14 protein-coding genes are annotated in these 15103 nt (G+C 64.7%); 9 read left to right on the forward strand and 5 right to left on the reverse strand.

All coding sequences use genetic code 11. The features are described from left to right. Window position 1 precedes the first annotated feature (1 nt). Window positions 2–1276, reverse strand: coding sequence for an NAD(P)/FAD-dependent oxidoreductase (locus tag HU230_RS37045; protein WP_176533958.1), 1275 nt, complete (start codon window positions 1274–1276; stop codon window positions 2–4). A 213-nt stretch (window positions 1277–1489) separates the two neighbouring features. After that, entirely contained in the window at window positions 1490–2797 is a 1308-nt protein-coding gene (locus HU230_RS37050) for an MFS transporter (RefSeq protein WP_224943985.1), read from the reverse strand. A gap of 179 nt (window positions 2798–2976) precedes the next feature. Between HU230_RS37050 and HU230_RS37055 the strand changes: the two genes are divergently transcribed. From HU230_RS37055 to HU230_RS37065, 3 genes are all read left to right on the forward strand, one after another. Next, complete coding sequence (locus HU230_RS37055) at window positions 2977–3285, forward strand: hypothetical protein (protein WP_176533957.1); 309 nt, start codon at window positions 2977–2979, stop codon at window positions 3283–3285. Between the two features lie 50 nt (window positions 3286–3335). Continuing rightward, complete coding sequence (locus HU230_RS37060) at window positions 3336–4232, forward strand: sigma-70 family RNA polymerase sigma factor (RefSeq protein ID WP_176533956.1); 897 nt, start codon at window positions 3336–3338, stop codon at window positions 4230–4232. A gap of 194 nt (window positions 4233–4426) precedes the next feature. Next, window positions 4427–5431 (forward strand): IS30 family transposase, encoded by a 1005-nt coding sequence (locus HU230_RS37065; protein ID WP_176529999.1) that lies wholly within the window; start codon window positions 4427–4429, stop codon window positions 5429–5431. Window positions 5432–5470: 39 nt separating this feature from the next. Here the strand turns inward: HU230_RS37065 and HU230_RS37070 are convergent, their stop codons facing one another. Then, a complete protein-coding gene (locus HU230_RS37070) occupies window positions 5471–6019 on the reverse strand; it encodes a hypothetical protein (protein ID WP_176533955.1) in 549 nt (182 codons plus the stop codon). A gap of 384 nt (window positions 6020–6403) precedes the next feature. Here HU230_RS37070 and HU230_RS37075 point away from each other — a divergent pair, with 384 nt between their 5' ends. The 5 genes from HU230_RS37075 (at window position 6404) to HU230_RS37095 (ending at window position 11070) form a co-directional block, all read left to right on the forward strand. Then, on the forward strand, window positions 6404–7576 hold the full coding sequence (locus HU230_RS37075; RefSeq protein ID WP_050426229.1) for an ABC transporter substrate-binding protein: 1173 nt from the start codon (window positions 6404–6406) through the stop codon (window positions 7574–7576). Window positions 7577–7700: 124 nt separating this feature from the next. Further along, a complete protein-coding gene (locus tag HU230_RS37080; protein ID WP_176533954.1) occupies window positions 7701–8618 on the forward strand; it encodes a branched-chain amino acid ABC transporter permease in 918 nt (305 codons plus the stop codon). Further along, entirely contained in the window at window positions 8615–9562 is a 948-nt protein-coding gene (locus HU230_RS37085; protein ID WP_176533953.1) for a branched-chain amino acid ABC transporter permease, read from the forward strand. Before HU230_RS37080 ends, HU230_RS37085 begins: the two co-directional genes overlap by 4 nt. A gap of 4 nt (window positions 9563–9566) precedes the next feature. Next, window positions 9567–10334: an ABC transporter ATP-binding protein gene (locus tag HU230_RS37090; RefSeq protein WP_176535243.1), complete on the forward strand. Its 768-nt coding sequence runs from the start codon at window positions 9567–9569 to the stop codon at window positions 10332–10334. Then, window positions 10327–11070: an ABC transporter ATP-binding protein gene (locus HU230_RS37095; protein WP_176533952.1), complete on the forward strand. Its 744-nt coding sequence runs from the start codon at window positions 10327–10329 to the stop codon at window positions 11068–11070. Before HU230_RS37090 ends, HU230_RS37095 begins: the two co-directional genes overlap by 8 nt. A 133-nt stretch (window positions 11071–11203) precedes the next feature. On the opposite strand, the gene HU230_RS37100 is transcribed toward HU230_RS37095, so the two are convergent. Together HU230_RS37100 and HU230_RS37105 are read right to left on the reverse strand one after the other, a co-directional pair. Then, window positions 11204–12640: a glutamine synthetase family protein gene (locus HU230_RS37100; protein WP_176533951.1), complete on the reverse strand. Its 1437-nt coding sequence runs from the start codon at window positions 12638–12640 to the stop codon at window positions 11204–11206. A gap of 130 nt (window positions 12641–12770) precedes the next feature. After that, window positions 12771–14129: an aromatic ring-hydroxylating dioxygenase subunit alpha gene (locus HU230_RS37105; RefSeq protein ID WP_176533950.1), complete on the reverse strand. Its 1359-nt coding sequence runs from the start codon at window positions 14127–14129 to the stop codon at window positions 12771–12773. A gap of 105 nt (window positions 14130–14234) precedes the next feature. Here HU230_RS37105 and HU230_RS37110 point away from each other — a divergent pair, with 105 nt between their 5' ends. Continuing rightward, window positions 14235–15020 (forward strand): IclR family transcriptional regulator domain-containing protein, encoded by a 786-nt coding sequence (locus HU230_RS37110; protein ID WP_176533949.1) that lies wholly within the window; start codon window positions 14235–14237, stop codon window positions 15018–15020. Window positions 15021–15103: the final 83 nt, after the last annotated feature.

Here is a 15103-nt window from a genome sequence, read left to right on the forward strand (position 1 = left end):
GCTACTGCGCGACCTTGCTGCTGCCTTGGGTGATCAGCCGTGCGGCACGCTGGTCGCGGGTGTGGATCCAGAGCCAGTTCATCGCCACCGCAATCCGATGGCGCACGCCGATCAGGAAGTAGATGTGGGCGAGACCCCAGATCCACCATGCCAGCGAGCCGCGCAGCTTCAGCCAGCCGAAATCGATCACCGCCTTCTTCTTGCCGATCTGCGCGAGGCTGCCGGCATGCTTGTAGCGGAACGGCGGCAGCGTCTTGCCGTCGAGCCGGGCCTTGATCAATGCGGCGACGTAGCGTCCTTCCTGTTTGGCGGCCGGTGCGATGCCGGGCACCGGATTGCCGTCGGGGCCCTTGATCGTGACGGTGTCGCCGACGGCGAAGATGTCGGGATGACCGGGCACGGTCAGATCCGGCTCGACCTGCAGCCGATGGGCGCGATCGGCCGGCGCGTTCAGCCATTCGGCGGCGCGCGAGGCGCGCACGCCCGCGGCCCAGACGATGGTGCGTGCCTCCAGCCTCTTACCGCCGAACACCACGCCGTCGGCCGAGCATTCGGTGACCGGCTCGCCCAGCATCACCTCGACGCCGAGTTTCTCCAGCGACGCTTGCGCATAGGCCGAGAGATCGTCGGGAAATCCTGCCAGCACGCGCGGGCCGGCCTCGATCAGCACCACGCGCGCCTTGCGCGTGTCGATGTGACGGAAGTCCTGCGGCAGCGTGTCCTTGGCGAGGTCGGCGATGGTGCCGGCCATCTCGACGCCGGTCGGCCCGGCGCCGATGATGACGAAGGTCAGCAGAGCCGCACGCTTGTCCGGATCGGTCTCGCGCTCGGCGCGCTCGAAGGCGACCAGGATGCGCCGCCGCAGCGTGGTGGCGTCCTCGAGCGTCTTCAGGCCGGGCGCGAACGGCTCCCATTCGTCATGGCCGAAATAGGCGTGGCGCGCGCCGGTGGCGAGGATCAGCGTGTCATAGGGAATGCTGCCTCCGTCGTCGAGCTGCACGCATTTTGCCGCAGCGTCGACGCCGCAGACATTGGCGAACAGCGTCGTCACCTCGGGCCGGTCGCGCAAGAGATAGCGGATCGGCCAGGCGATCTCGCTGGTGGCAAGCGACGCGGTCGCGACCTGATAAAGCAGCGGCTGGAACAGATGGTGGTTGCGGCGATCGATCAGCGTGATCTCGACCGGCGCGCCCGCCAGACCGAAGGCGGCTTCGAGCCCGCCGAAGCCGGCGCCGACGATCACCACGCGATGAGGTTTGGCCGGCGCTTGCGTCATCTGATGTCGCCCTCGGTTTCGAACGGCTTCGTCATTTCATTATGTAGTCATTCGCAGCCTCATTCCAACACGAAATGCCCGATCGCCCGATAGCGAAACCCAATCACTGCGCGCCTCACGCGTCCTGCCGCGCAGTCGTGGCGACGACCCGTCGCCGCATCGGCAGGAACAGCCCCGCGACGGCGCCCGCGAACGACAGCGTTGCCGCAAGGCTCATCGCCGCCGCGAATCCGCTCGTGAAATGTCCGGATGAATCGGCCGCGCCATTGGCGGCGAAGCTCGCGACCAGCGCCGCGATGCCGAACATCCCGCCGAGGAAGCGGCCATGTTGAACACGCCCGACGCCTTGCCCATCTCGCTCACCGCAACCGCGCTCAGCACCGCGTTCTGCGCAGCCGGCATCGCCATCGATACGCCGACGCCGGCGAGCATCAGTGGTGCGACCAGCGCGGAGTAGGGCATCGACGGGGTGACGATCTCGCCGATCCAGCCGAGCCCGATCGCTTGCATCAGGAGTCCGGTGACGACGAGCGTGCGTTCGCCGAACCGGTTGACCACGGCGCCGGCGATCGGTGCCGTGACGAACAGGGTCGCCGTCCACGGCAACAGCCGCAGCCCGGCACCGAAGGCGTCGAAGCCGAGCGCGATCTGCAGGAATTGCGGCAGCAGGAACAGCACGCCATACATCGCGGCATAGAACAGCACGCTTGCGGCGATGCCGGCCGCGAATGGTCTGGCCGCGAACAGCCGCATCGGCACCATCGGGCTCGTCGCACGCAGCTCCCACAGCACGAACGTCGCTGCCAGCGCGGCGCCGGCGATCAGCGCGCCCGTCACTTCCGCGCTCGCCCATCCGGCGCTGTTGCCGCGCAACAGGCCCCAGACCAGCGCCAGCGCTGCGAGTGCGACCAGTGACAGTCCGGCGATGTCGAGCGGCGCAGCCGGACCAAAACTTTCGCGAAGGCGCGCCAGCACGAGGGCAATCGCGACGAGGCCGATCGGCAAGTTGATCCAGAAGATCCAGCGCCAGCCGAGATGTTCGGTGATGAAGCCGCCGATCGCGGGTCCGATGATCAGCGCGCATCCGGTGATGCCGCTGAAGATGCCGAGCGCGCGGGCGCGCTCCTCGCGTCCGAAGGCGCCGCTCAGGATCGCCATCGCTAGCGGCATCACCAGCGCCGCACCTGCACCCTGCAAGGCGCGCGCGGCGATCAGTGCCGCGGCATCGCCGGCCAGCGCGCAGGCCGCCGAGGCCACGACGAACAGGCCGATCCCGGCCGCGAACATCCTGCGCCGACCGAAACGGTCGCCGAGCGCCGCGCCGGTCAAGAGCAGCACCGCGAAGGTCAGATTGAAGGCGTTGACGGTCCATTGCAGCGTCTCCACGGCGCTGCCGAAATCGGCGCGGATGGTGGCGAAGGCTGTGGTCATGATCATGGCGTCCAGCGCCATCATGAAGGATGCCAGCGCGGTTAGGCCGAGCACCCAGCGCTGCTCGTTGCGCTCTCGAGGGGTCTGCATGGTCGTTCTCCGTTGGCATGCCGCAAGGTTGTGGCGCGCTCGTCGACAAGACGATCCGGGATGGGCAGAGGATGCGGCAAAGAATTATTTTTTCCGGACCGCATCCTTTGACCGCCGGCAAACGTCCTTGGATATGACGCGGCCGGTTCGGGCCGCAGAACCAGGCCAAGGAGGCAGCGATGAGACGGACCCTGATCAGGTACAAGACCAAGCCGGAAATGGCGGACAAGAATGCCGCGCTGGTTGCGGCGGTGTTCGCCGAGCTGAAGGCGGCGAACCCGGATGGCGTGCGCTATCTGACCCTGCGGCTGGAGGACGACACCTTCATCCATATGGTCGAGACCGCGGCCGATGACGGCTCGAGCCCGATCCCGAAGCTGGCGGCTTTCCAGGCCTTCCAGGACGGCATCCGCGATCGTTGCGCCGAGCCGCCGCTGGTTCGCAGTGCTGTGATTGTCGGAAACTATCGTATGCTGGATGCGCCGTGAACCGGCGGGCCTTGGACCGACTTGCCTTGAAGCGATCTGGCGGAGCCATCATGACGTCACCACCCCAGGCGCCGGCCGCGACCGATGTCGAGGCGCTGCTGGCGGCGATGCGGCCAAAGCTGCATCGGTACTGCGCCCGCATGGTCGGATCGGTCATCGACGGCGAGGATGTGCTGCAGGACGCGCTGATCAAGGCGATGGAAGCCTTCGCGCCCGCGGCCCCGATCCAGCACCCGGAAGCCTGGCTGTTCCGGATCGCGCACAACACCGCGCTCGATTTCCTCAGGCGGCGCAACCGCCAGGAAGCGCTCCACGCGCCGGAGGAGGTGGACATGATGGCCGGAGAGCTTGACGACGTCAGCCGCCGTGAGATCGCAGCAAGCAGCCTGCGCACCTTCATGCGGCTGCCAGTTGCGCAGCGCTCCAGCGTGATCCTGATGGATGTGCTCGGCTGCTCGTTGCAGGAAGTCTGCGGCATCATGGATTTCAGCTTGCCTGCGGTGAAGGCCGCACTGCATCGCGGACGCACCCAACTGCGCCAATTCGCCCGCGAGCCCGACGATGCACCACGGCCCGGCCTGTCGCCGGCTGATCGTCTCAGGCTGAACGCCTATGTCGGCCGCTTCAACGCCCGCGACTTCGATGCCATCCGCGCCATGATCGCCGATGACATCAGGCTCGAACTCGTCAACAAGACACGTCTGAACGGCAAGGCCGAGGTGTCGCGCTATTTCGGCAATTATTCGAAGATCGACGACTGGCACCTGGTGACCGGACAGGTCGAGGGCCGTCCCGCGATCCTGGTGTTCGATCCGAACGCACAGGGTGGGCCGCCGCGATCGTTCATGCTGCTCGACTGGTCGGCCGACAAGGTCGCGACGATCCGGGATTTCCGCCACGCGCCCTATGCGATCGACGGCGCCGAATGGGCGGTGGATCAGGGGTAGCGGCTCAGCCTCCGTAACGCAGTGACCGCGCCACAAACTCAGTGTCGTCCCGGGCTCCGAGCCGGGACCCATAACCACGAATGGCAATTGGTTTGCGATGCCGGGGCCCCAGCCCGCTTCAACAATCTAACCCTGTGGTTATGGGTCCCTTGGGTTCACGACACAAGTGCAACACCTGCTAGGGTGTTGTGGCGATGGGACAATGTTATGGCCAGCTCAGCCTTGAAGAGCGCGTTGAGATTTACCGCCTGCATGTAGGCGGTAAATCTCAAAACGATATTGCGTCTGCGCTTGACCGCGCGACGTCGACGATAAGTCGGGAGCTGAAGCGCAACTCGCGGCCTACCAAGGTCTGGAAGGGCGGTTACGAACCGGTCCGGGCTCAACAATTGGCCGAACGTCGGCGACGGCAGGATGGCCGCTTCAAGCTGGCGCGCCAGCCGGCCCTGCGGGACTGCGTCGGCAAAAGCCTTGCGATGGGACATTCGCCGGAGCAGATCGCTGGTCGACTGGCGCGAGAACATGGTCGCGTCATGATCAGCCACGAGTCAATCTATCGTTTCATCTATCATCGTACCGCCCAGAAGGATTACTGGCACCGCCTGCTGCCGCGCCATAAACTCAGACGAGGGCGCCGGCGACGCCCAGGCGGCAGCCCTGCCAGCTTCATTAAACAACGGCGCTCGATCGATGAACGACCCTCCGAGGTCGAAGGTCGCGGGACGCCGGGTCATTGGGAAGCCGACTTCATGCTGTTCGCGCGATATGGCCAAGGATTGCTGGTTCTCCACGAGCGCCAAACTCGCTTCAGCATCGTGCTGCACCCACGCGATCGGAAAGCTGTCCTCACCGCTCGGACCATCGCCCGTCAACTCGGCAAGCTTCCACAGGCGATCCGTAAAACCATCAGCTTCGACAACGGAACCGAGTTCGCCGAGCATCACAGGCTTCACAACGCCCTCGGCGTCCAAACCTTCTTCTGCGATCCCCATAGTCCCTGGCAAAAAGGCGGCGTGGAAAACTCCATCGGGCGCTTACGACGCTCTCTGCCACGCAAAACTGACCTCAGGTTCATCACGGCAGCCGTCCTCAGGCGCCTCGCTCAGCGCCTCAACGATACCCCACGCAAATGCCTCGACTTCAAGACCCCCGCCGAGGCATTCTCCAAACTCAAATCAATCGTTGCACTTCAAACGTGACTCCATCTCCCTGCTTTCGCAGGGACGACGATGAGGCCGCTACCGCGTCTTGCCGCCGAATTCGCCGCTCGCGATCCGCGCCACGCGGCTGCCGCCGGCGGTCGGTGCGCTGTTTCGTTCAAACATGCCATCGCCGCCGCCCTCGCGCGGCAAGGACGAGGCTTCATCGACATGGCCGCTGCCCGGCCAGAACGTCAGGACCAGGTTCATCACGCCATTGACGGCAGTGCCGACCACCGTTGCACTGTGCTGATAGGTCAACGCATATTCGGGAAATCGTCCGGCAATGGCCCGGTCGAGCACCATGAGGGCGATCCATGCCGCCATCACGCAGACCGGATCCCATCCGATGTCACGCACGCGCATCGACTGCAGCATGAAGCAGACGACGAGCATGCCATAGAAGGAAAAGATCAAGGCAGGGCTGTTCGCAGCCTGCGCCAGCAGCACGTCCATCCTGCCGCTCGCCGGTGCGTTGCCGGTGATGCCGTAGACCAGCATCAAGAAGCCGATGCCGGTCACGAAGCTGCAGAAGAAGAAGGCCAGCCGGCCCATCCGGGCATTGAAGCCGAAGATGTAATTCAGCATGTGACGCACCCCTTTGGCGGCAGCGTCGCCCAGTGATGCTTTCCGGACCATGAAGCCTGCGAGCGCGTGCCGGCCTGTGGTTTCCGCCTGCTTTACCGGATCGTTAAAGCCTGCTGCGTTGCGACCTCCTCAAGGCCGGGCCCTGCGACAATCGTTGCCCACGCAACCGGCATTATAGTTCTTGCCATCGCCGATTTGGACGAATTATGGTGCAAGGTGCTGGAGTATGCGCCGAAGGTTCTAATCGAGTGCCGTCGGTTCATGCTTGCTGCACACTTGCGATATCGCGCACAAAACACGTCACAGAACGGCGCGCGCAAAGCGTGACCCCCGGGCCCTCGTGATCAAGCCTGGCGGGATCTTTGGTTGAGGAGGGGAGTGAATATGAAAAAGGCATTCTGGCTGGCAGGCGCCATGGCTCTGGCGCTCGCGCAGCCCGCGACGGCGGCTGACAGCGTCAAGATCGGCTTTGTCTCGACTTTCAGCGGTCCGACCGCCGTGATCGGCAACGACATGCGCAATTCGTTCGAGCTCGCACTCGACCATCTTGGCCGCAAGATCGACGGCAAGCCGGTCGAGGTGATCTACGAGGACGACCAGCAGAAGCCCGACGTCGGCAAGCAGAAGACCGAGAAGCTGGTGCAGTCCGACAAGGTCGACTTCATCGTCGGCTACATCTGGTCGAACGTGCTGCTGGCGTCGCTGAAGACCGCGGTCGATTCGAAAACCTTCCTGATCTCGGCCAATGCCGGTCCGTCGCAGCTCGCCGGCGAACTGTGCTCGCCTTACGTGTTCTCGACCTCCTGGCAGAACGACCAGACGCCCGCCGCGATGGGCCTCTACATGAACCAGAAGGGCGTCAAGTCGGTGTTCCTGATCGGCCCGAACTACGCCGCCGGCAAGGATATGCTCGCGGGCGTGAAGAGCACCTTCAAGGGCGAGGTGGTCGGCGAGGAATACACGGTGTGGCCGAGCCAGCTCGACTTCTCCGCCGAGCTGACCAAGGCGCGCAACTCCAAGGCCGAGTCGATCTTCGTGTTCTATCCGGGCGCCGCCGGCGTCCAGTTCCTGAACCAGTACGCCCAGGCCGGCATCAAGGCGCAGATCCCGCTCTATACCGCCTTCACCGTCGACGAATTGTCGCTGCCGCTGCAGAAGGACAACGCGATCGGCATTCCCGGCGCGCAGGAATGGGTCAACGACCTGCCGAACGCCGAGAACAAGAAGTTCGTCGAGGATTATCGCAAGAAGTATCCCGGCCTGCGCCCGACCTATTACGGCGCCCAGGCCTATGACGCCGCCCAGCTGATCAACAGCGCCGTCGTCGCGGTGAAGGGCGACCTCACCAAGAAGGACGCCATGAAGGCGGAGATGGAGAAGGCCAACTTCAAGTCGCTGCGCGGCCCGTTCAAGTATGGCAACAACCACATCCCGATCCAGAACTTCTACCTGCAGGACGTGGTCAAGGACGCCGACGGCCAGCTCTCGCTGAAGACGGTCGCGACCATCGTCAAGGACGACCAGGACAAATTCCACGACAAGTGTTCGATGAAGTGATCTCTGCCGGTGCATGATCTGCCGAAACATTGAGCTTTCTCATCGGCGATCGCGCATCCAATAACAATAAGCGGCGGCGCATGCGCGCTGCCGCTGTTTTGTTTCAGCCCGATGTGAAGGATCCATGTATCTCGTCGTCGAACAACTGCTGAACGGCCTGCAATTCGGCCTGCTGCTGTTCCTGCTGGCGGCCGGACTGACGCTGGTGTTCGGCATCATGGATTTCGTCAATCTGGCGCACGGCTCGCTCTACATGATGGGCGCCTATTTCGCGGCGACCTTCGTGGCCTGGACCGGCAGTTTTGTGCTCGGCGCGCTGCTGGCGCTGGGGGCGACGCTCTTGCTCGGCATCGTGCTCGAATATGTCGCGCTCCGGCACCTCTACGGCCGCGACCATCTCGACCAGGTGCTGGCGACGTTCGGCCTGATCCTGTTCTTCAACGACGCCGTCCGGCTGATCTGGGGCCCGGCCGGCCTCGCGCTGCCGCTGCCGGCCTGGCTCACCGTGCCGGTGCAGATCATTCCCGGCGTGTATTATCCGGCCTACCGCCTGATGATCATCGTGGTCGCGCTGGCGGTCGCCGCGATGCTCTATCTCGTCGTGATGCGCACCCGCGTCGGCATGCTGATCCGTGCCGGCGCCTCCAACCGCGAGATGATCGGGGCGCTCGGCATCAACATCAAGCTGCTGTTCACGCTGGTGTTCGGCCTCGGTGCCGCGCTCGCCGGCCTCGCCGGGCTGATGCAGGCGCCGATCCTCACGGTGCAGATCGGCATGGGCGAGAACATCCTGATCCTCGCCTTCGTGATCATCGTGATCGGCGGCATCGGCTCGATCCGCGGCGCCTTCATGGCCGCGGTCTTCGTCGGCATCATCGACACGATGGGCCGCGCGTTCCTGCCCGACCTGCTGCGCAAGGTGCTGAGCGGGGCGGCGGCCTCGACCGCGGCGCCGGCGCTGTCCTCGATGCTGATCTATCTCCTGATGGCCATCATCCTTGTGCTGCGGCCCGAAGGGCTGTTCCCGGCGGCCAAACGATGATGCCCAAGCTCAACGCCTCGAATGCGGTTGCGGCGCTGCTGTGCGTCGCGCTGGTCCTGCTGCCGGTCTATTCGGCTGTCACAGGCAACATCTTCATCCTCACGCTGTTCACCCGCATCGCGATCTATGCGCTGGCGGCTGCGAGCCTCAATCTGATCATGGGCTATGGCGGCATGATGAGCTTCGGCCATGCCGCCTATCTCGGCATCGGCGGCTATGCCGTCGGCATCCTCGCCGCCGAGGGCATCGGCTCCGGCTTCATCCAGTGGCCGGTGGCTCTCGCGGTCTCGGCGCTGTTTGCGCTGTTGATCGGCGCGCTCAGCTTGCGCACCCGCGGCGTCTATTTCATCATGATCACGCTGGCCTTCGCGCAGATGGCCTATTACGTCGCCTCCGCCCTGTCGCGCTACGGCGGCGACGACGGATTGACCGTCTACAAGCGCAGCGATTTCGCCGGCCTGATCAATTTGTCGGACCGCAACCAGTTCTATTATCTCTGCCTCGCCTGCCTGTTCGGCGGCCTCTATCTGATCTGGCGCATCGTCAATTCGCGCTTCGGCCTCGTGGTGCAGGGCGTCCGATCCAACGAGCAGCGCATGCAGGCGATCGGCTTCCACGCCAACCGCTATCGCCTGGTCTGTTTCGTCATCGCCGGCACGATCTGCGGCCTGGCCGGCGCACTGCTTGCCAACAACACCGATTTCGTCAGCCCTGCCGTGATGTACTGGACCCGTTCCGGCGACCTGATGGTGATGGTGATCCTCGGCGGCATGGGCTCGCTGTTCGGCCCTGTCGTCGGCGCGATCGTCTATCTGCTGCTCGAGGAGCTGCTGTCGCAGTTCACCGAATATTCGGGGCTGATCCTCGGTCCGGTGCTGCTCCTGATCGTGCTGTTCGCGCGCGGCGGCATCATGGGCCTGCTCGGGAGGATGAGGCGTGCCTAATTCCTTGGCTGATCCCTTGCTCCGCGTCGACAATCTGGTCCGCCGCTTCGGTGGCATCACCGCGACCGACAACCTCTCGATGGAGGTTTTGCCGGGCGAGCTGCACGCCATCATCGGCCCCAACGGCGCCGGCAAGACCACGCTGATCAGCCAGCTCACCGGGCAGGTGATGCCGAATTCCGGAACCATCCGCTTTGCCGGCCGCGACGTCACGAGCCTGCCGTCCTACAAGCGCAGCCGGCTCGGGCTGGCGCGCTCGTTCCAGATCACTTCGCTGCTGAAGGATTTTTCCGCGATCGACAACGTCGCGCTCGCGGCGCAAGCGCATGACGGTCACTCCTTCCGCTTCTGGGGCAATGCGCGCAAGGAGCGGCATCTGCGCGCCACCGCCCGCGCGGCGCTGGAGCGTGTCGGCCTCGGCCAGCGCGCCGATATCGTGGTGTCGCAACTGAGCCATGGCGAGCAGCGCGAGCTCGAGCTCGCGGTCGCGCTCGCCACCAAGCCGCAGCTCTTGCTGCTGGACGAGCCGATGGCCGGGCTCGGCGTCACCGAATCCGCGCGGATGGTCGCCCTGCTGAAGGAGCTGCGCAAGGAAGTCACCATCGTGCTGGTCGAGCACGACATGGAGGCGGTGTTCGCGCTCGCCGACCGCATCACGGTCCTGGTCTATGGTCGCGTCATTGCCTGCGACGTGCCGGACGCGATCCGCAAGGACGAAGAGGTCAAGCGCGCCTATCTCGGCGATCAGCATGCGGTGACGCGCCATGGCTGATACCAAAATGGCTGACACCAAATCCGCTGAACCCCTGCTCGAAGTCGACGCGATCGAGACCTGCTACGGGTTGAGCCAGGTGCTGTTCGGCCTGTCGCTCAAGATCAAGGCGGGAGAGATGGTCGCGCTGATGGGCCGCAACGGCATGGGCAAGACCACGACCATCCGCTCGATCATGGGCCTGACGCCCGCGCGATCAGGCGCCATCCGCTTCGCCGGGGAGGCGGTGCGCGGCCTGCCGTCGTACAAGATCGCAAAGCTCGGCATCGGCCTCGTGCCGGAGGGCCGTCAGATCTTTCCGAATCTCACGGTGCGAGAAAATCTCGTTGCAGCATCAGGCAATCGCCTCAACGCCTCCGATCCGTGGACGATCGAGAAGATCCATGCACTGTTCCCGCGGCTCGCCGAACGCACCAGCAATATGGGCGTCACGCTGTCCGGCGGCGAGCAGCAGATGCTCGCGATCGGCCGCGCGCTGATGACCAATCCGAAGCTCCTGATCCTTGATGAGGCGACCGAAGGCCTGGCGCCATTGATCCGCGACGAGATCTGGAGCTGCCTGTCGATGCTGAAGGGACGCGGGCAGTCGGTGCTGGTGATCGACAAGAATGTCGGAAACCTCACCCGCATCGCCGACCGCCACTACATCATCGAGCGCGGCCGTACGGTGTGGAGTGGGACGAGCGAGCAGCTGATCGCCGAGCCGGAGCTGCAGCACAAGTATCTGGGGATTTGAGGCGGGCACGCCACGCTAGAGTCTATCCCCGTCACCCTGAGGAGCGCGAAGCGCGTCTCGAAGGGTCGACGGCCACCAGCCGGGCCGTGCATCCTTCGAGGCTCGCAAGTGCTCGCACCTCAGGATGACGGGATCAAAACATCTCGAAATATTCGCGCTGCTCCCAGTCCGACACCTCGGCCTGGAAACGCTCGATCTCCGCATTCTTGATGAAGACGTAATAGTCGACGAACTCGGGCCCCAGCGCCTGGCGGAAGAACGGATCGTCTTGAAGCGCGAACACGGCTTCGCGCAGCGATTTCGGCAAGAGCGCGGCCTTGGTCTCGTAGGGCGTGTCGGCGGACGGGCCGGGATCGAGCTTGCGGTCGACGCCGTCGAGGCCGGAGAGGATTTGCGAAGCCATGTAGAGATAGGGATTTGCGGCCGGCTCGCCGATCCGGTTCTCCAGGCGTGTCGCCGGATCATTCATGCCGCCGAGCACGCGGATCATCACGCCGCGGTTGTCGCGGCCCCAGATCGCGCGATCGGGTGCCAGCGAATAGGAGCGGTAGCGCTTGTAGCCGTTGATGGTCGGCGTCGTGAACACGGTGGAGGCGCGTGCATGCTCGATCAGGCCGGCCAGCCAGGCACGGCCGAGCGGGCTCAGCGGCTCGGCGGCTTCCTTCGCCATGAAGGCGTTCTCGCCGCCCGCGCGCGATACCAGCGACTGGTGCAGGTGCCAGCCGCTCGCGAACACGTTCGGCAGTTTCGGCCGGCACATGAAGGTCGCGTGATAGCCGCGGCGGCGCGCGATCTGCTTCACCGCCGAACGAAACAGCACCATGGTGTCGGCGGGCGCGAGACCCACGGTCGGCGCGAAGGTGAACTCGCACTGGCTCGGGCCGAACTCGACCTCGACCGTGCGCAAGGGCAGGCCGAGCGCGAGGATGTCGCGACGGATGATCTCGAGCGCCGGCTCCATCAGATCGTAGCGCTGCTCGGTGAGGTACTGATAGCCGTGCGACAGCAGGCTGACCGACGGCGGCCGTCCGGGCTGGCCGGCATCCTCCGGCGCCATGTGGGCGTCGTCGAGCTTGAACAGATGGAATTCGACCTCGAGGCCGGCGACGAAATCATAGCCGCGGTCTCCGAGCTGATCGAGCACCTTGCGATAGAGGTTGCGGGTCGCGAACGGCACCGGCCGTCCGTCGCTGAAGTAGAGATCGCAGAGCACCCAGCCGGTGTTCTCCGCCCAGGGCAGCACGCGGAACGTGGTGGGATCGGCGACCATCAGCACGTCGGCCGCGCCCTCCATCTCCTTCATGCCGAAGCCGCCGCCTGATGTGAACACCGGGAACACCGTCTTGTGCGAGGTGTCCTTGGCGAGCATCGTCGTGGTGATGGAGCAGCCGCCCTCCAGCGAGCGCACCGCTTCGCTGGCGATCAGCGTCTTGCCGCGCAGGATGCCGTGCTGGTCCGGGAATGACAGCCTGACGACTTCGAGGTTCTTCTCCTCGACGATGCGGCGGAGGCGGTTCGCGGCCTCCTTCTGCTCATCCGACCACAGGCCGTGACGCTCGACGAAGCTCACCGCGTCACTCCTTTGTCTCGGCAATCGTCATTGCGAGCGAAGCGAAGCAATCCATCTTTCGGCATACGCAGGAACATGGATTGCTTCGTCGCTTCGCTCCTCGCAATGACGGCAAGTATCGGACACATGGTTATTCCGCCGCCGTCAGATGATGCACCTTGCCGGCGATCTCGCGCGGCACGGGAGCTGCCCACGGCGCGCCGCGGCGGCGCTTGACGTCGACCTCCATCCAGTAGAGCTCCCAGCCCAGCGTCGGCCCGATGCCGTCCATCGTCGCGGGGCCCTGGATGCTGCGCGCGGAGGCGTCGTCGAGGAACAGCATCGGTTTCTCGCCGCCGGAAACCTTTTCGATCTCCTGCCGCAGCAGGCGGCGGTACTGCACGATCGCCTTGTCGCTCTGGCCGAGATGCTCGTTGGTGCGATCCTGGATCGCCCCCATCGATTCCACCGCCCACTGGTCGTGGACGTTGATGTCGGTGCCCATGCCGGTATAGGTCTCGGTCGCCTGCTCGTGCGGATCGAAGCCGTAATCGTTGCTGCGGTTCTTGCGCGACTTGTAGTCGGGCAGCGTATAGAGCTCGAGCCGCTGGTCGCGCATCTTCTGCTTGTCGACCGGCGCCGCATAGCTGGTGAAGATCGCGTACCAGTAGCAGTTCTCGTCATCGACCGGCACGTGCCACTGCGTGATCGTCATCTCGGTCGACATCGGAATCACGAAGCCGTGCGGGAACAGCTGATTGGTGACGCGCACATGGGTGCGCTGCTCGTCGAGCTCGCGCAGCGCGATCAGGCGCAGGCCGTATTCGGTGTGCTCGACATTGATGATCGGCCGATCATATTCGCGCAGGATTTTCGTCATCGGCATGTCGCTGCCGGCGGAGGCGCCGCGGAATTGCTTGCCGTAGGCCGCCGAGGTGTCCTCGTCCTCGAAGAAGCGATGCAGGAAGGAGGCGTGCGCCGGATCGATGCCGACCTCGAGCGCCTGCAGCCAGTTGCAGTTCATGTGGCCCTTGAATGCAAACGTATGGCTGTCGGGCGCAACGAAGCAGTCGAGCTCCGGAAAAGCCGGCGGGGCGCCTTCGCCGAGGTAGGCCCACAGGATGCCGCTCTTCTCGACCACTGGATACGAGCGCTGCTTGATGCCCTTGCAGAGCTGCGATCCGACAGGTTCGGCCGGCGTCTCGATACACTGGCCACTGGTGTCGAACAGCCAGCCGTGGAAGGCGCAGCGCAGCCCGCCATGCTCGAGCCGGCCGAAGGCGAGGTCGGCGCCGCGATGTGCGCAGTGGCGATCGATCAGCCCGTAGCTTCCGTCCTCGCCGCGGAACAGCACCAAATTCTCGCCGAGCAGCCGCACCGGCCGAACCGGGCGCGGCCCTTCCAATTCATCGACCAGCGCCGCCGGCTGCCAGTACATCCGCATCAGCTTGCCGCACGGGTCCTTAGCCCCCGTGCGGGTGATCAGATCGTTCGCTTCCTGGCTCATCATGGCGGCGTCTCCCGAGTTTGGATTTGTTCGCCTATTGAACGAATGTGCGAATTATGCCATGTCTGTTTTGGACAGCAAGCGCAATTTTTGAACCGTTCAAAGCCCATGCCCAAGCTGAAGCGGACCGATCAGGACGAGCGCGCGACGGATTTCGTCGAGGCGCTCGAGCGCGGCCTGCGCCTGTTGCAGGTGTTCGGCACCGTCTCGGGTCCCGCGACCTTGAGCGATCTGGCGCGCGCCGCCGACCTGCCGCGCGCCACCGCGCGCCGCATCCTGTTCACGCTCGCGCATGGCGGTTTTGTCGCCACTGACGGCAAGCTGTTCACGCTGACGCCGCATGTGCTGACGCTGGCAGGCTCCTTCCTGCAATCCAACCAGGTGGTGACGGTGCTGCAGCCGGTGCTCGACCGCATCGCGACCGCAGCGCAGGAGATTTCGTCGCTCGCACTGCTCGACGGCGACGACGTCGTGTTCGTGGCGCGCTCGAGCCCGACGCGGGTGTTCTCCGCCGGTCTCGACATCGGCTACCGGCTGCCGGCGTTCTGCACGTCAGTGGGCCGCGCCATGCTCGGTCGGCTCGGCGATGCCGAGCTTGCGGCAAGGCTGAAGGCGATGCGCCGCGATCCGGTGACGCCGCAGACCACGACCGATCCGAAGAAGCTGCTCGCCGCCATCATCGCCGATCGCGCGCAGGGCTATTCACTGGTCGACCGCGAAGCCGAACCGCATTTCCGTTCGATCTCGGTGCCGGTGCGCCGCTACGACGGTACCATCGTCGCCGCCATCAACATGGGCGCGCATGTCGATCGTGTGCCCGCCAAGGAATTGATCGACCGTTTCCTGCCGCTGCTGCGCGACGGCGCTGAGGATGTGAAGAGCCGGTTGCTCTAGAGCATTTTCTGACCTGGCGGAATCGGAAGGGATTGAACTAAGCCGCTGCCGCGGCGTAGGGGGCAAGGTGGCATAGATCGCCT

This window comes from Bradyrhizobium quebecense, from assembly GCF_013373795.3.
Taxonomy (GTDB): domain Bacteria; phylum Pseudomonadota; class Alphaproteobacteria; order Rhizobiales; family Xanthobacteraceae; genus Bradyrhizobium; species Bradyrhizobium quebecense.